Annotated in this window: 17 protein-coding genes and 2 pseudogenes; 1 reads left to right on the top strand and 18 read right to left on the bottom strand. The window is 51.6% G+C overall.

Going from position 1 to position 16,407, the window contains the following annotated elements:
* From C4N24_RS12180 to C4N24_RS12155, 6 genes and pseudogenes are all read right to left on the bottom strand, one after another.
* Complete coding sequence (locus C4N24_RS12180) at positions 1-321, bottom strand: hypothetical protein (RefSeq protein ID WP_112091630.1); 321 nt, start codon at positions 319-321, stop codon at positions 1-3.
* A complete protein-coding gene (locus tag C4N24_RS12175; RefSeq protein ID WP_112091629.1) occupies positions 318-2,774 on the bottom strand; it encodes a VirB4-like conjugal transfer ATPase, CD1110 family in 2,457 nt (818 codons plus the stop codon). The genes C4N24_RS12180 and C4N24_RS12175 overlap by 4 nt, the downstream gene beginning before the upstream one ends.
* Positions 2,710-3,078: a PrgI family protein gene (locus tag C4N24_RS12170; RefSeq protein ID WP_112091628.1), complete on the bottom strand. Its 369-nt coding sequence runs from the start codon at positions 3,076-3,078 to the stop codon at positions 2,710-2,712. Before C4N24_RS12170 ends, C4N24_RS12175 begins: the two co-directional genes overlap by 65 nt.
* A 78-nt stretch (positions 3,079-3,156) precedes the next feature.
* Positions 3,157-3,993: a VirB6/TrbL-like conjugal transfer protein, CD1112 family gene (locus C4N24_RS12165; RefSeq protein WP_330577007.1), complete on the bottom strand. Its 837-nt coding sequence runs from the start codon at positions 3,991-3,993 to the stop codon at positions 3,157-3,159.
* A 65-nt stretch (positions 3,994-4,058) separates the two neighbouring features.
* A pseudogene (locus tag C4N24_RS15825) lies at positions 4,059-4,151 on the bottom strand (Maff2 family mobile element protein); the annotation flags it as partial.
* Between the two features lie 89 nt (positions 4,152-4,240).
* On the bottom strand, positions 4,241-5,860 hold the full coding sequence (locus tag C4N24_RS12155; RefSeq protein ID WP_112091626.1) for a recombinase family protein: 1,620 nt from the start codon (positions 5,858-5,860) through the stop codon (positions 4,241-4,243).
* A 213-nt stretch (positions 5,861-6,073) separates the two neighbouring features.
* On the opposite strand from C4N24_RS12155, the gene C4N24_RS12150 reads away from it, so the two are divergent.
* Positions 6,074-6,613, top strand: coding sequence for a DUF3795 domain-containing protein (locus tag C4N24_RS12150; RefSeq protein WP_112091625.1), 540 nt, complete (start codon positions 6,074-6,076; stop codon positions 6,611-6,613).
* 62 nt (positions 6,614-6,675) lie between these two features.
* On the opposite strand, the gene C4N24_RS12145 is transcribed toward C4N24_RS12150, so the two are convergent.
* The 12 genes and pseudogenes from C4N24_RS12145 to C4N24_RS12070 all read right to left on the bottom strand — a co-directional run.
* Positions 6,676-6,870 carry a transposon-encoded TnpW family protein gene (locus C4N24_RS12145; RefSeq protein WP_079697851.1) on the bottom strand — a complete coding sequence of 65 codons (195 nt, stop codon included), beginning with the start codon at positions 6,868-6,870 and terminating at the stop codon, positions 6,676-6,678.
* 14 nt (positions 6,871-6,884) lie between these two features.
* A complete protein-coding gene (locus C4N24_RS12140; RefSeq protein WP_112091624.1) occupies positions 6,885-7,727 on the bottom strand; it encodes an ATP-binding protein in 843 nt (280 codons plus the stop codon).
* On the bottom strand, positions 7,724-8,575 hold the full coding sequence (locus tag C4N24_RS12135; protein WP_181573088.1) for a replication initiator protein A: 852 nt from the start codon (positions 8,573-8,575) through the stop codon (positions 7,724-7,726). The genes C4N24_RS12140 and C4N24_RS12135 overlap by 4 nt, the downstream gene beginning before the upstream one ends.
* A gap of 15 nt (positions 8,576-8,590) precedes the next feature.
* A complete protein-coding gene (locus C4N24_RS12130) occupies positions 8,591-8,977 on the bottom strand; it encodes a cysteine-rich VLP domain-containing protein (protein WP_087292858.1) in 387 nt (128 codons plus the stop codon).
* Between the two features lie 15 nt (positions 8,978-8,992).
* Entirely contained in the window at positions 8,993-9,322 is a 330-nt protein-coding gene (locus tag C4N24_RS12125; protein WP_112091623.1) for a transposon-transfer assisting family protein, read from the bottom strand.
* Positions 9,312-10,970 (bottom strand): relaxase/mobilization nuclease domain-containing protein, encoded by a 1,659-nt coding sequence (locus tag C4N24_RS12120; protein ID WP_112091622.1) that lies wholly within the window; start codon positions 10,968-10,970, stop codon positions 9,312-9,314. The genes C4N24_RS12125 and C4N24_RS12120 overlap by 11 nt, the downstream gene beginning before the upstream one ends.
* On the bottom strand, positions 10,942-11,340 hold the full coding sequence (locus C4N24_RS12115) for a plasmid mobilization protein (RefSeq protein ID WP_087284239.1): 399 nt from the start codon (positions 11,338-11,340) through the stop codon (positions 10,942-10,944). Before C4N24_RS12115 ends, C4N24_RS12120 begins: the two co-directional genes overlap by 29 nt.
* A 583-nt stretch (positions 11,341-11,923) precedes the next feature.
* Positions 11,924-12,136 carry a helix-turn-helix domain-containing protein gene (locus tag C4N24_RS12100; protein ID WP_002586615.1) on the bottom strand — a complete coding sequence of 71 codons (213 nt, stop codon included), beginning with the start codon at positions 12,134-12,136 and terminating at the stop codon, positions 11,924-11,926.
* A complete protein-coding gene (locus C4N24_RS12095) occupies positions 12,129-12,551 on the bottom strand; it encodes a sigma-70 family RNA polymerase sigma factor (protein ID WP_002586616.1) in 423 nt (140 codons plus the stop codon). The genes C4N24_RS12100 and C4N24_RS12095 overlap by 8 nt, the downstream gene beginning before the upstream one ends.
* Positions 12,552-12,722: 171 nt before the next feature.
* The gene (locus C4N24_RS12085) at positions 12,723-13,490 is read right to left on the bottom strand and encodes a class I SAM-dependent methyltransferase (RefSeq protein WP_002586626.1); all 768 of its coding nucleotides are present in this window, start codon (positions 13,488-13,490) and stop codon (positions 12,723-12,725) included.
* 50 nt (positions 13,491-13,540) lie between these two features.
* Complete coding sequence (gene tet(W), locus C4N24_RS12080) at positions 13,541-15,460, bottom strand: tetracycline resistance ribosomal protection protein Tet(W) (protein ID WP_112091621.1); 1,920 nt, start codon at positions 15,458-15,460, stop codon at positions 13,541-13,543.
* Positions 15,461-16,112: 652 nt separating this feature from the next.
* Positions 16,113-16,241 (bottom strand): annotated as a pseudogene (locus C4N24_RS12070) (Maff2 family mobile element protein); the annotation flags it as partial.
* Positions 16,242-16,407 lie beyond the last annotated feature (166 nt).

Raw genomic sequence — 16,407 nt, 5'->3', positions numbered from 1 at the left:
TCATGCAAGCAGGGCTGCGTGGGTTTCCCACTTATCAAGCACCTGTTCCAGCTTCCGGGCAAAGGCGATCAGACGGGCGTTCACTTCCTCACGGTCAAGATAACCGTGGGCTTCCATGTGAAAGCCGTCAGTCAGTTCATCGGCCAGTGTACCAACGGCGTAAAAGTCCTCCAGCACCGTATGCACTACCGATTCTTCATCGTGGAAGTTGAGCGGCTCCACCTCATCAAAAGGCGGGCCGGAATCACTTTCGTGCGGCTCCATGTCAGAGTGATGATGAATCTTGCGGCTCAGTCGGTCAAAAATGTTCGGTGTGTTCATGTTTCCTTTTTCTCCTTATATTTTCCCATTTCATTGGGCTTCGTGGTCATCAGGCTGTACAGTTTCAGCGAAGTATCGAACTTATCCTTGAACGGGATAATCGTGTTGCCGTAGAACAGCAGTCCTTCGCCCTCGTTGCTGTTCGTTACATACGACAGCTGGAACGGCGAAATATTCAGCTGCTTCGCAAGGATTTGTCGGTCGCCAGATGCCTGGTTAAGCATATAAATAAAATCACTGTTCTCGAAGATGTTCTCGATTTCTCGGCTGGCCAACAAATCCTTGATGTTCTGTGTAATTCCTGTCGGTACACCGCCCCATTTTCGGAACCGCTTCCAGATTTCGACGCTGTATGCCGCCGTCTGCTCCTCTTTCAGCAGGAGGTGGAACTCGTCTATATAGTACCGCGTGTTCTTTTTACTGTTGCGGTTGATGGTAACACGGTTCCAGACCTGATCCTGAACGATAAGCATACCCAGCTTTTTCAGCTGCTTGCCCAACTCTTTGATGTCGAAACAGATAATGCGGTTATCCAGTTCCACATTGGTCTGGTGGTTGAACACACGCAGCGAACCATTGACGTAGATTTCCAGTGCCGTGGCGATACGCTGCGCCTGCCGTTCCTTCTGCTCCCGCAGGCAGTCGTACAGATCACCGAGCGTCGGCATATTTTCCGGCTTCGGATCGTTTAGATACTTCTGGTATACCAGCGGCAGGCAGCGGTCTATAACCGACTTTTCTTCTGGCTCCATGCCATCCCGTGCGCCCATGATAAGTTCGCACAGAGAAAGAATGAAGTCCGATTTCATGCCCAGCGGGTTATCATCGTCCGCATAGTTGAGGTTAATGTCCATCGGGTTGATGTAGTCCTTACTGGTGGACGAGATGTGAATGACCTGACCGCCCAACGCTTCCACCAGCGGATAATACTCGCCTTCCGGGTCTGCAACGATAATATCGTCCGTTGTGGTGAAGAACACGTTGGTGATCTCACGCTTTGCACTGAACGACTTACCGCTTCCCGGTGTGCCGAGGATCAGACCGTTCGGGTTTTTCAGCTGCTTCCGGTCTGCCATAATCATGTTGTTGGACACTGCGTTCAGACCATAATAGAGGGAATCGCCCTCCATAAAAAGCTCTTGCGTGGTGAAGGGAACGAAGATGGCGGTGGAAGTGGTGGTCAGTGCGCGCTTGATGGGAACGAGGTTATTTGCCAGCGGCAGGCTGCTCATAAGACCCTGCTCCTGCAGATAATCCAGACGGTTCAGAGTGCAGTTGAACTTCTGAGCGATACCAGCAGTCTGAAACACAGCACTATCCAACTCCTGCTTGGTCTTGGCTGTATTGAGGAACAGCACCGTAACAAGGAACATACGCTCATTGCGGCTTTGCAGATCATCCAGAATCTTCTTGGCCTCGCCGCCATAAGTTGCAAGGTCGCTCGGAATAATTTCCATATCATAACCAGACCTCACAGCTTTCTTCTGCTCCTCAATCTTCATACGATCAAGGTCGGTGATTTTACCCTTGATAAGTTTGATGGCTTTCAACTGGTCTACCGACTGCACATGGATACTGACCACCAGATTTTTGTCCATGTCCAGAAATTCGGCCAGCACCTTATCCGTCAGTTCCGGGGCAAGGATGTTCAGATAGGATGCAGCACCATAGGTGTCGCCCATCATAAAGTCCTTGCCGCTCTTAAACAGAAAACTGGTCGGGGCAATGAAGTCTTTGGTCGTCATGCCGCTCTGCAGGATGCGGTCATAGCTGAAATCAAATTTCTGCTGTTCCTCCTGATGAAAGGTTTCGTACATGATTTGAAGCCGTTCCACGCCGTTCAGCGGATAGGCTTTCACGCCCAGCACCTTGAAATTGTTGAGAATATCGGTTTCGATACGCTCTAACCGGGGCTTTGCTTCCCGGACACTCTTTGCTTCAATGCTGAACGTAATATACTTCGTCCGAACCAGACCGTTGTTGCCCTTGGCGAGCTGTTGTTTCAGCATCTGCGCATATTCCATACGCACATCGTCAAACGCATCGTGCTGCGGCTCGATCTGGATGACCTTGTTGTACTCGCTCATGTCGCTCTTATGGTTGATGAACGACAGCTGAAAACGGATGCTGGCATCGAAGTAGTTGAGGAAGTCGCACCAGCTTTCAAAGATGGTGTTTTTATCCTCGTTCTGCGCCAACTGGTAGTTAATGTCGTAGAATCGGACAGTTTTGGAATACAGATGTTCCTCCACCCGGCAGATACCGTCGCGCCCCATTTCCAGATATGGAATGGAACGCTGCACAGTCAACTGCTGTTCCTTCTGGCTCTTTTCGGGTTTCCGAAAGAACTTCTGGAAGAAGCCGCCGAACTGCGGTTTCTTCTTCGGTTCACTTTTTACCAAGGATACCTCCCTTCTTCTGGGTCGGTGCTGCAGTTTCCAGTTCCCTGTCATACAGGTTTTCGACCTCATAGCGGCGTACCGCAGGACGTTTGAAGCGGACACTAATGAAATTCGTCAGGATGGTTTCAAGGTGCATCCCGTTTTTCTCATACAGTGCAAAGAAAAATTTCGGCAGCATCAGAAGCACCATGCCTGCCGCTGCATTGCTCGTTCCCAGCGTATCGCGCATGAGAAAATAGAACGGAACACCAATTCCTGCTGCGAAACCCATGCACACAAGCTGGCGTTTCGTTAGGTTCAGAAAGACCTTATTCTTCACTTTGGAAAGGTCTTTGGGAATCGTTACATAGGCCATTGATCACCAGAACAGCCAGACCGCCGCCGGGAAACGGCGTTGTCTGCTGTCTTTTCCTTTCGTTGGATTTTCCCGGATTTAGTGACTGCCAAAGATCTGTTTGGACAGACTTCCCGTTTTGAGCAGCGAGAAGCAAAGAATCACCGTGTAGGCCATCGTGCCGAACAAAGCCGAGTGAATATCCGAAGATACCCGGATGCTGCCAATGAGGGCTGCATAGATTGCCACGCAGACCATCATCAGGAACGCCTGAAATGCCAGAGCAAACAGCCCTCGGAAGTAGTTCGTACCCACATGACCCCATTCACGGTTACTCATGGTTGCAAATGGAATCGGAGCAAGCGAAGTGTAGAGGTATATTTCTATCATTCTGCCGTACATAATTACCGTGATAACTACCGACAGAATTTTCAGACACCAGCTTACAACAAGGGTTTCCAATGCCAGCGTCACCAGTTCGCCAATCGCCATTGTTGCCATTGCCGCCTGCATCTGCATGGAAAGAGAACTAATATCAATGGCGGTATTGCCACGGATAATGCCGGAGGAAGAATTTACCACCGACTGCCCAATGTCAAATACCGCCATTGCAATATCGAACGTATGACTGACGAGATAGACCGCGATCCACATCTTCACGAAATACTTGAAGAACATCCATGTGTCTACATCGTGCAGATTGTTCCGTTCCGTCAGCATCGAAATCAGTTCGTAGCAGAGGATCAGCGTAATGATGATTCCTGCAATGGGAATCACCACCGAATCCGAAATGTTACGGATCATGCTGAAAATACTGCTGTTCCACCCTTGCGGTGTCTGCCCGACCTGAGCAGCGATCTCACTGGTCTGTTGGTTGACCGCTGTGAACATCGTACTCAGGTTGGACTCCACCATGCCGGAAAGAAGTTCCCTCATCCATTTTTCGATTGCTGCGAAAATATTATCGAACAATGGCGGGTTTTCCTCCTATCGCTTGTTGATTAGCCGAACAGACCAGAGAGCAGCGGAATCAGCTGAGTGCCGATGAGAATGACACCGCCGCCGCTCATAAGCTGCTTCATGCCCTGCGACTTTACTGATGTGCGATAAAGAAGTAATAGAAGTGTAAAAATTTTTGCCGTTCCTATCCGGCACTTGGCCATTGTGTCGGATAGGTCGGGCGTTAGGCTTCGGGCAAGTCAATCTTGCCGACAAAGCTGTAATAAATCTCAATGTCCTGCCTGCGGGTGCCGTTCTCGTCATAGCTGCACTCATGCACGACGATTTTTTCAATCATCTCCCGCAAGAGGGTGGGGGTCAATTCCTCAAAGGCAAGGTGCTTTCGGACAATCCCCATAAACTTTTCCGCGTTGACGGTGGCGGCCTGCGACTTGTCCAGTTCGGCCTGCAAAGCGGCGGCGCGGTCTTTCAGTTCCCGCTGCTCCTGCTCGTAGTCTGCCGACAGTTCCATGAAACGCTCGTCGCTGATTTTGCCGTTCACATTGTCCTCATACAGCCGCTTAATAATGCGGCTCACTTCGGAAATACGCTCCTGTGCCTGTTCAAGCTGCTTCGTGGCTGCGGCGGTCTTTCTCTTGCCGCCGATCTCGTTCTGCTGGATAAGCAGCTTCACAAAGCGGCTCTCATGCTTGGCGGCATACTCGGTCACTTGCCGGAGATTGGAAAGGACACCGGCGGTCAACAGGTCGGTGCGGATAAAGTGCGCCGTACAGTCGCGGGTGCGCTTCTTATAGCTGCCGCAGATGTAACAGTCCTGCTTGCGGTTCTTGTTCTGATACCGCTGCTGGTACATCACATGGCCGCAGTCGGCGCAGAACAGCATACCGGAGAACAGCCCCACTTCGTCATAGCGGTTCGGGCGTTTGCGCTGCTTGCGTAACTCCTGCACACGCTCCCATGTTTCCGTGTCGATAATCGGCTCATGGTGATTCGGGAAAATGGCCTGCTTCTCGATAGGGTTCTCTACACTGTGCTTGACCTTGTAAGAAGGCTTCTCCGTCTTGAAGTTTACCAGACAGCCGGTGTACTCCCGGTTTTCGAGGATATGGACAACGGTATTTGTCGCCCATTTGCACTCATAGCCGGGGTGGTAGCGGCGGGTGCTGCCCGTTCTGCGGTATTCCAGCGTCCCCGGCGTGGGGATTTGCTGCTCCGACAGCATACGGGCAATCTTGGTCGGGCCGTTTCCGGCAAGGCAAAGCTGGTATATCTGCCGGACTACCAGCGCGGTTTCCTCGTCAACGATATAGTTCTCGTCCTCGTCCATGAGGTAGCCATAGACCGGCTTGCTGGTAACAGGCTTGCCGCTCATGCCTTTTGCTCGTTTTACTGCCTTGATTTTCTTGCTCGTATCTCTCACCAGCCATTCGTTGAACAGATTTCGCAGAGGGGTAAAATCGTTGTCCATGCCGCCGTTTGCGCTGTCCACATTGTCGTTGACAACGATAAACCGCACGCCCTTTTGGGGGAACAGCATTTCCGTGTAAAACCCTACCTGCAAGTAGTTACGCCCTAACCGGCTCATGTCCTTGACGATGACCGTACCCACTTTCCCGGCTTCAATGTCTGCAAGCATGGCTTGAAAACCGGGTCTTTGAAAGTTCGCGCCGGAATAGCCGTCGTCGGTGTACCAGCGCAGATTGGTAAAGCCATTTTGTTTTGCAAAGGCTTCGAGTATCCGTTTTTGGTTCGATATGGAATTACTCTCGCCTTGCAATTCGTCCTCATGGGACAATCTCGGATAAAGGGCGGTAATGAGGTTTTGGGTGGCTTGTCTTAACATAAAATCCTCCGTTTCCGACAGCCAGCCCCACTATTCCGTGGTTTCATTGTACCACGGAATAGTGCGGGCTGTATAGCGGCAAAAGTGTCAAATCTGCTTCTTTACAGCTTGTCAAATTGCCGATTTTTGTGTAGCGAGTTATTGTGGCTCCGTAGTAGAAAAACCCTTGTCCTTATGGTAAAATGAGATTAGTCAATACAAGGGGGTGTGGCAATGAAAGGATTTGTCCGTAATAATCAGTACCTTTCGCTTTGTGGTCTAAATTGCAAACTCTGTCCCATGAATTTAGCGGGATATTGTTCCGGCTGCGGCGTTGACAATCAATCCTGTAAAATTGCAAAGTGTAGCATTGAACATGAGAAAATCGAATACTGCTTTCAATGCGGCAGTTTCCCTTGTGACAAATACGCTCACATAGATGATTTTGATTCTTTTATAACTCATCAAAATCAAATGAATGACATGGGAAAAGCCCAGCAAATTGGGATTCCTGCTTATAATGCTGAACAGGAAGAAAAGCGAAAAATATTAGATTTCCTCTTGGCAAGCTATAATGACGGACGCAGAAAAAACCTATTCTGTATTGCGGTCAATCTCTTAGAGATTGGCGAGATTGAAAATATATTGCAAGCAGTTAAATCCGATAAAGAGTTTCAGGGTTTGAGTAAAAAAGAGCAGGCTTCTATTATCGCAAAGCAGTTACAGGATATAGCTGCCAATAAAGGCATTGTCTTAAAACTCCGAAAAAAATAAAATTGTCACTGATATTCCAGCGGCCACGCTCCCCAGCGTGACCGCTTTTCCCATGCTCCGGCTCATGCCGGATAAGTCGGCTCCTGTGTAGCAGCGGCTTCCGCTTCCAGTACCCGCGCCATTTTGTCGGCTGCGGTGGTGGTCGTGTCTTTCTTGAAATAGCCGGACACAACAAGGACGGAATTGCCCATGCGGATTTCCGTCACGCAGTCGGGGCGGCGGGCGGTGCGGGTGTCGTGCTGCTTGTTATCTGCCATAGGCAATACTCCTTTCAGTCGGTAATCAGTTTCTTCATGCTCTCCATTTTCCGCTGCGCGGTTTCCTGCCGGAAGTTGTCGCCGGTAAAGCGTACCGGGACGCACATGGAAAGCAGCCGGTCATAAATCCGGGAATGGGCGGTGTCCTCCGGGTTCCGCAGGTCGTCCAGCGAGAGGTTGGTCGTGACGATCAGCGGCTTGCCGCTGCGGTAACGGCTGTCAATTACATTGAAAACCTGTTCCAGCCCGTACTCGGTGCCGCGCTCCATGCCGAAATCGTCAAGGATAAGCAGCGGATAGCGGCAAAGGCGGGAAATGTACTCGTTGCGGTTCTCAAAGCTGGCGGCAAGGTCATTGAGGATAAGGGCAAAGTTCGTCATGTGGACGGGGATTTCTTTCTCCATGAGGGCGTTTGCGATACAGCCCGCAAGGTAGCTTTTCCCGGTTCCCACGCCGCCCCAGAACAGGCAGCCGATATTGTCGGTTCGCATATCCTCCCAGTGTTCCACATACCGGCGGGCAATCCCGGCCTGCGGGTTCCTGCCGTTGTCGTTCTCAAAAGTCCAGTCCCGCATGGTGGGGTCGGTAAAGCCCCGGCGTTTCAGTTCCTCCACGGTGTCAAGGTGCCTGCACCGCTTCTCGGCGGCCTCCCGTTCCTCGCGGGCGGCTCTCTGGCAGTCACACTCTGCCGGGTGGCGGTCACGGCCAAAGATAGCGGCCTTATCCGGCGCAAAGTAGGCTTCTTTCGGCTTACGGCACTTGCCGCAGTACAGTAAACCGTCCTCGCCGGTATAGTCCTCCGGCTCCGGGGTGGCAGCCGTCATATTTTCCAAAACAGCGTTGATTTCGTTCTTCATAAACTCTCGCCCTCCTTGCATGAGTAGTCGGGTATGCCCTTTTTCGGGGCTCCCTTTTTGTCGTTCCCCGCCCATATCCGCAGGGCGGCGGCATAATTCTGGTAGCTTTTCCCGCTGGCGGCAAGGTAGCGGCTCATTTCCTCGATGAACCGTTCCAGCCTGTCGGGGTACTCTGCCTGCAACTCGTCGTATTCGGTCTGGGACAGAAAAATATTCTGGTATCGGCCATAGGATGCGGGTGGCTCCCCACTCGCTCCCATTGTTTGGTTCTCTGTAAGGTTGTTTATAGTAGTTTGGTTAGGGGACGGTTTTCCGACCATCATAAGGTCGGTTTTCTGACCATCAGTTGGTCGGTTTTCCGGCTCTGTGAGGGTCGGTTTTCCGGCCATCAGTTGGTCGGAAAACTGTACCTGTGGCACACGCGGCACTTTCACATACAGCCGGTTCGGTGCGGAGAAGCCGCCCCGTTCCCGTTCCAAAAGCCCCGCCGCGTCCAGTTCATTCAGCGCCCCCTTGATGGTGGTGCTGCCTTTATCCAGTATTTCTGCTATCTCCGCGATGGGATAGATAATATAAATCCTGCCCTCATCATCCTGCCACTTGTTCTTCTGGGAGAGGGTGGAACGGTCTAACAGCAGCGCATACAGCAGCTTGGCGGTCTGGGAAATCTCCATTTTGAACAGGAAACGGGGGTAAGGCAGATAGCTGGGCAGCGGTGTGTCTGCCATGATATAATCAGCGATAGTATCACCTCCCTGTGTTCGGGTTGATTTTGGCGGTTTGTCACGCGTTAGGACGGCGTTTCCGGGGGAAAAGGATAAATGTATCGCGTACCCTTTGACACCCACGAAAAAAGCCTTGATTTATGCGGGTTTGAAAGGCTCTAAAGCGTGACATTTCTGCCTTTGTTTCCGCTTTCTCTCGGCGGCTTTGATTTTCTTCATGCGCCCGGCGCAGCCGGGGCAGTATTTCCCCCGGTTGGATTTGGGGACAAAGGCCGCGCCGCAGACGGCGCACCGTTTCCGGCTCCCCCGGTATAAGAGGGCTGCGGCCAGCTCCCCGTCAAGGGGCAGGACAGCCACACGGAACCAGCGGCACATGAGGGAAAGGGAAATGCTCTGGACGCACACGCAAGGCTCCCCGTCGTCCAACAGCAGGCAGTTTCCCTCGTCATAGTTACAGCACTCATGCACCAGCCGCCGCGCCCGCCGGTGCTGGCGGTAGTCCATGCGGGGCAGCTTATCGCTCATGGCGTTCACCGCCTTTCAGCGGTCAAGCCCCGGATTTTTCCGTGTGGCTTCTTTCCGGCGCGGCTGATTTGCTCTGACCGCCTGCTCCTTTGCCGCAGCTATCCGGCGGCGGATTGACCTGTCCCGTTCTTCCAGAAAACGCGCTTTTGTATCAGCGATAAACTTGCTGCACTGCGGCTCCGGTATCTGTTCCAGCCGGTTTATGGTGCTTTGGACAACCGCCCTTGTCTGCGCATCCCGGATAACGGGGACAATCTCTTTCAGCCCCGCAAGGGTTTCCTCTTTGGTGGGGGCGGCGTACTGGTAAACCATTTCCAGTTCGCTCCTTGTAAATTTATCTCTCATGGCTCTGCTCCTTTCTGCGGCGCGGCTCGCTCCGGCGCAAAATCTGGTCGATGTTCCGCTTGACGGTCTGCAACTCCGCATACCGCTGCTTCTGTTCGTGGTAGGTGTTATACAGGCCGGATTTCTTGGAAACAAGCTGCTCAATCTCGTCCTGCAACGCTTTCCGGGCGGGCAGCTTGGTAATGCCATGCTCCCGGAAGTACCGGGCGGCTGCGTCGGCTATGATAAAGTCGCTCTCATGCGCCTGCCGGTATGCGGCGCGGGCTTTCTCGGATTTCTGCGCTTTCAGCCCGTCGCGGGCGGGTTTGGTCTTGGCATAGGCCAGCACCTGCCGCTGCAACTCCTTTTTCCCTTGCAGCTTGGTTTCCAGCGTTTTCAGTTCGCCGCTGGTCTGGCGCATTTCCTGATAGGCGGTATCAACGGCGGCTTCCAACTGCTCCGGGGAAGTGAAGCCGTATTCCTGATACACATTCAGCGTCGCGGCCATCTGTTTGAGGTTGTGCATGGCCGCCCAGCGTTCATAGCCCCGGCCTTTGCCCTCGGCCATTTTCTGCTCAATGTCCACAAGCCGCTGCACACCGTCCTCTTTCGGGGCGGTCTTGGCGGCTCTGTCTGCCCGTAGTTGGTCTTTGATAGACAGGGCTTCGGTCTTTTCTGCGGCTCCGGCGGCATGGGTCTGCGGCTGGGGGACGGAATGAACTGTTACGCCCCTCTGGGCGTTCTGCTCCAAAACGGCAAGGACAGCGGCGCGGTCAAAATCGTCACCCAGCTTGCGGGCAGTAATGGGCTTTGTCCTGTCCGGCGTGAGATAGGATAGCCGCCCCCGGCTCTCCTTGACGGCCACGCCCTCCCGCAGCAGCAGAGAGGAAAAGTCCTCGAATGAGGTTGCCGCAGACAGCGCGGCGCGTATGGTCTGCCGCAGCTTCTCCTTGTTCGTTTCAAACTTGGTCTGCCGGGGCGTGATACCGCCTGCAATCATGGGGGCGTTCTGCTTGTCCAGCGCGGCCTGTCCCTTTTTCTGCGCCCAATACTCCCGGTCTGTGACGCGGTTCTTGCTGCCGTTCAAGAGGTCGATTTGGTAAAGCCCCTCCCGGTGGCACATCTCCATAACTTCGGATTTGAAGTAGCGCAAGGCCGCGTCAGTACAGCGGTGCTTGCAACCGGCTTTCGTGTCGGCTGGCCTGTCCATGTAGGGCAGGAACGGGACTTCCTCTATCCGCAGCGAATTGATAACGATATGCACATGGATATTGCCGCTGTGGTTATGGCCGTCCGGGTGGGTGCATACAAGGGCCTGGTGGCCGGGGAAATGCTCAGCGCAAAACTTCTCGCCCAATGCCTGCGCCCGGTCTACGGTCAAGCCGTTGTCCGGGCCGTCCCGTGGGTCAAAGCTGATGATATAGTGGTGGCTTTTCACATCTTCCCGCCGCTGGTTTTTCTCATAGCGGAGATTTGCCCGCATACAGGCAACGGCAAAATCCTCGCCGCCGCAGTTCAGCGTGGACAGCCGGTAGTCCTCGCGGGGGATAAGCCTGCCGGTTTCATCAAGGACGGGCTTCATGGTAAACTCGTCATGCTCAAAAAGCAGGTATTGTTCGGCAGCTCCGTAGTCGGCGTTTTTAGAGTTGATATGCTTGAGTGTTGCCAACTGCGTCACCTACTTTCTTGAGAACTTCATACTTGAGGGCGGCAAGGTCGGCTATGGCGGCGCGTACCTCGCCGGACAGCGCATTGTAGGGGGCGCCGTACTCGTTCAGATACCGGGCAATCTGATTGAGGTTGCCGCCAATCCTGCCGTACTCGGCGGCCAGCTTCCCGACAGCGGAAAGCAGTTCATCATTGACCGCCGACACATGGATAATGGGGCGTATGGTGGTGCGCCGTATCGCCTGCCGGAGAAATTCGGACTGGCTGATACCATAGGGCGCAAGCCGCGCTGTGAAGTCGGCGTATTCATCTTCGGACAGCCGGGTTTTCACAACGCGGCTGCGGTGAGGTGTGTTGTATCGCTTCGGCATGGGCTGTAAACCTCCTTTCACTTATCACAAAAAATAGGCTGGTCTGTTAGGTATTTCCGGGGCAGTTCTCGCAAAAAAACGGCCTGCCGGACGGAAATATTTTTGCGGCGCAAGCCGCCATAGCAGGGTTTGGGGAAGGCACTCCCCAACAAGTTTCCCGCGAGGGGCAAAACCGCAGAATTGCGGATTTTGGCACCGTGGTAGAAACTTGCTCTCCGTGACTGCAAACTTTCTCTCACTTCCGTCCGCCACTTTTTTGGAAAACTGCAACCACAAAAGTTTGTTTCTCTTTTTCTGCTACTACTAATCCTGTAAAGGGCATTCCTGCCCGCTTTCGCTAAAATGACACCGGACGCAGTGGTTTCTACCCGGTGTTGGAGAAATCCTTTCTCTTTGCCCTCTACTACGGGTAAATGCTCCAAATGCCAAACACCAGGGCAGAAAAATTCCCTCCTCGCTTACTACTACAACCGGCAGGGGGCAAAATGGCCGGGAGCGGAGCCGGACAACAAAAAAAGCAGTAAATCTTTTTCAAGACTTACTGCTTTCGCTGGCCGCGTCGGTGGCGGCTGGTATTCAGTTTTTATGACTTGTCCGGTGGTTCGTCAAGCCGGAACTTGAATTGACAGTCAATTAACCGCTGCTTTACATAGTCCTCCACCTCGGCGTTGACCTGCCCGTTCACTTTTGAGAAATAGCGGATATATCCGGCGTAGTGGAGCAGGACAGCGTTCACGGCTTCTGGGTCGCCCTCACGGGCTTTGAGGATTGTTTCATAGGGGAGAAGTCTACTCATACCGGCTCACCCCCATTTCTTCGCGTAGCCGCTGCAAGGCAAGCTGGATATGCCGCCCCGCTGTGCTGCGTGACCGGCCAATACACGCGCCGATCACGCGCTGCGGCTGGCGCAGAAAGTAATAGCGCAGGATTTCTTCCCGCGTCTGCTCCGGCAAAACAGAGATCGCGTCGGCAAGGGCGGCGTTGCAGAGCAGGACGGTCTGACCGCAGACGGTAAATGGGTATTCCTCGTCCGGCTCCGACGCGGCAAACTGGACAAACTTCTCGTTCATCAGATAGTCAAGGGAAACTTGCCGTTCCCATTGCCGTTTAAGCTTCAAAATCTTGTCCAAGGCGGCACAGCGGATAACAGTCTTGCAAAAGGCGTTGTACCTGCGCTGGATATATTCTTGATAGGCTATCTGGTCGGTCATGGAAATTCCCCTTTCTGAATAATAGTGCGGGGCGGTGGCACTTCTTGCTGTCGCCCCTTGATTGCCTACCAGCAAAGGCGGGCGGGGCTGTCAACGGCTGCGCATATGCGCCGTTCATCTTGACCGTTGACTGGCTCGGCTGGGTTTGCTATTTACCCGACAAACTTGAATTTATTTTAAGCTATCACGTTTTACCTTCTTAAGCCTTACTATCATTACCATAGGAATTTCTTTGTTGGTTTTAAAACATTCTTCATAAAATCCATCAATGACAAATCCAGCTCTAAAACAAAGGTTAAAAATATCTTGTATGGAACGATGATAATAAATCTGCTCTTTCGGTTGCCCTTCAATCGCTATATCATAGTAACTGTGCGGTGTCATATATTTTTCAGTCAACGTGACAAAACAAGGGTGTTGCGTTGCAAAGACAAAAATTCCGCTTTCCTGCAACAGTTCATAAACAGCCATAAGAAGTGGTTCAATATCCGTAATATCCATAATTGCCATATTAGAAACTGCTTTCGTAAAGGCTCGATTTCTTTTTAATTCTAATATACTTTTTCTATCGGTCGCATCCGCCACACAAAATTCAATTTGTTTTGCATATTGTGATTGCCGTCTTTTAGCCAATTCTATCATTTTTTTGCTGTAATCAAAAGCGACAACCGAAGCGCCTCTTTGTGCAAGATACGAAGAATAATTTCCATTGCCACACGCAATATCCAAAATGTAATCCGCAGGATTAGGAGATAGAAGTTCCGTTACTTTGGGACGCACTACCTCTCTGTGAAATTCATTAGATTCGTCACCCATTGCATTATCCCAAAATTGTGCGTTCTCCTCCCAGATTTTTTTACTTTCCTCTGTTCCCATGTTCTCTCCCACTCCCCAAATTTGCTTTTTTGCTTCCATTAAATCTTCCTTACTATATTCCATTGTTACCCTCCATAACTTCTGATTGTTGCCGTCTTGACGATTATGTATCTTTACATTACCTTCTGAAACATATGGCGCACCTTGTCCAGGCGGCTGTTTGGACGGCGGGGCTGGATGACCGGCTGACCGACAGCGGCCTGATATCCTTTCAGCTCTGTAAGGCATACGCTCCGCCCGTTGGTGTAAAAGGCCAGATCAGTACGGTATGCCTGTATACAGCGGGCGGGAATCTCGCCAGTAAAGACAACTTCATCCTTTTTTACCTGGGCCGTTTCGATGGTGGCACAGTATTTCGGTGCATCATGATAAGCCCTGGAAAGGTATTCCTGGGGCGCATAGAGGATGAAGGAGAGATAAGGTTCCAGCAGCTGCGTCCCCGATTCCTTCAATGCCTGTTCCAATACAATCGGGGCCAATGAGCGGAAGTCCGCCGGCGTGCTGACCGGACTGTAATAAAGCCCGTATTCAAAGCAAATCTTACAGTCCGTTACGTTCCAGCCGAACAAGCCCTGCTCCAGCCCGTAACGGATACCATCCCTGACAGCGTTTTGAAAACTCTGGTTCAAGTATCCCAGCGAAACCCGGCTCTCGTATTGTACACCGGAGCCAAGCGAGAGTGGTGTAACAGACAGTCCTATGGATGCCCAAAACGGGTTGGGCGGCACCTCGATATGGATGGTGTGGCTGGCTGCTTTGAGCGGCCGCTCCATATAAATGACGGAGGGTTCCTTTACCACTGTTTCAAGCTTGTATTTTTCCGACAGCAAAGCGGAAACAACCTCCAACTGCACCCGGCCCAAAAAAGAAAGAATGATCTCATGGGTGATGGAATCCACTTCGCAACGCAAAAGCGGGTCAGTATCCGCAAGTTGCGTAAGAGCGTCCAGCAGCCGTTCTCTTTGCGCTGCCGTTTTCGGCGCAATCGTCGTCCGCAGCATGGGGAGGGGGTCCTCGCGCCACCTTTTACGAGGGAGCCGGGTTTGGTCCCCTAATACATCGTTTAACCTCACGCTGTCGCTGGGAAGGAGAACAATTTCACCCTGATAAGCGGTGTCTGTCCGAACAATTTCCCCTTTGGATGGAATACGCATCTCTGTGATTTTCAGCTTTTCTCTCCCGGCCAGGGCCACCGTATCCCGCAGGCGCAGCGTTCCGCTGTATAACCGTAGATAGACACGCCGCTGGCCGCAATCGGTGTACTCAACCTTGAAAACGCTGCCGCATAGGGCGGCGCCCCCCTGTTCCCCAATCGGTTGGAACAGCCCTGTCACCGCATCCATCAACGGTTGAATGCCAAGGCCATTTTTGGCGCTGCCATGATAGACTGGGAACAGGGAGGCGTCTTGAACCCGCTGCTGTTCCTCCCGCGCAAGTTTTTCCCGGCTGATTGGTTCTCCTGCGATATACTTTTCCAATAATTCATCGTTATTTTCGATGACCGCATCCCATGCTTCTATGTCGGTATTTTCCTCCAGGACTATTTCCGGGGACAGCGACACCGTCTGCTTGATGATAATATCGGCGGAGAGCTTATCCCGAACAGACTGAACCACGCTCTGCAAATCAACGCCAGCCTGGTCGATCTTGTTGATAAAGATAACGGTGGGAATGTTCATTTTCCGCAGGGCATGGAACAGAATACGGGTCTGGGCCTGCACGCCATCTTTAGCGGAGATCACCAAGATGGCCCCATCTAAAACAGCCAAAGAGCGGTACACCTCCGCCAAAAAATCCATGTGGCCGGGCGTATCCACAATGTTAACTTTACATCTGTGCCACTGGAAGGAAGTGACTGCCGCTTGAATGGTAATCCCACGCTGCCGCTCCAAAAACATGGTGTCCGTCCTCGTTGTCCCTTTTTCGACGCTCCCCGGTTCTGAAATGGCTCCGCTGGCATATAGCAGGCTCTCCGTCAAGGTCGTCTTTCCAGCGTCTACATGGGCAAGAATTCCAATATTGATTATTTTCATGTGATTGTCCTCCCTTTACAGCCCCAAAGGGCATAAAAATCCCCAGCAGTAAAATACTTTTACCACTGGGGATTATAAGTTGCGGACATACACATATACAGCATACACCTGTTTGTGATTGCTGTTTTTGGGGATATGTCAAAATTGATAAGGCAAAAGTATTCTTAAATTGGGTACAAAAAACTAAGCCCCTACAAAAGGAGCTATCATAATCCTTTGTTCCCACTATTTGATTATAGTTTTATTTAAGAATACCTTGCCGCATATTTTTTACTCCTTTTCTGGATTAAATCATTGTATCACATCAGTTTTAGGAAAGCAAGTACCTAAAAGAAATTTTTCTTCCCCTTATATGTAACAATCATACCGGCTTCCTAGCGTTCAGAATGTTTTCTGCTGTCTGCTGTGGTGTTTGGTTGGAATTGTCCAACCAAAAGCCGATCCGTGGTGTTGTCTGCATTTTACTAAATACAAATTCAATGTATACAGAAAGATATAAGGAGTGGGAGGGATTCCGCCGTAGTTGGCATTGTAGGAAAATCCAAAAGTTTAGATTTTCCCACAATGCTTATCTTTTGGTCTTTGGTTCGGAATAGTGTAGTGCTGGCGGTCTATCTCTTGTTTTCGGTTGCTTGCTTCCTTACCGTACATGAGCATTTGCGCCAGGGTTGTCGTTACCATATCCTTCCATGAGGTTCACAACGCCCCAAACACCAAGGCCCGCGCCGATGGCAACAACGAGAGTCTGGAGAACGGTAATAGCCTGATTGAAGAATTCCATATATGTACTTTCGCCAGATTGCAGCATTGATAAAAAACACGATTCCAAAAGAAAAACAGGCTGGCACATCTTCGGTGCTGCCTGCTTCCTGCAATTCTGGCTTCTCCTTTCATTTTCATAAAAATCAGCCTTTTGGAATCGCAAAAATGTAGAGATCAGTCGGACA

This window comes from Faecalibacterium prausnitzii (genome assembly GCF_003287405.1).
Lineage (GTDB): Bacteria > Bacillota > Clostridia > Oscillospirales > Ruminococcaceae > Faecalibacterium > Faecalibacterium intestinale.
This window is presented reverse-complemented; position numbering and strand designations above follow the sequence as displayed.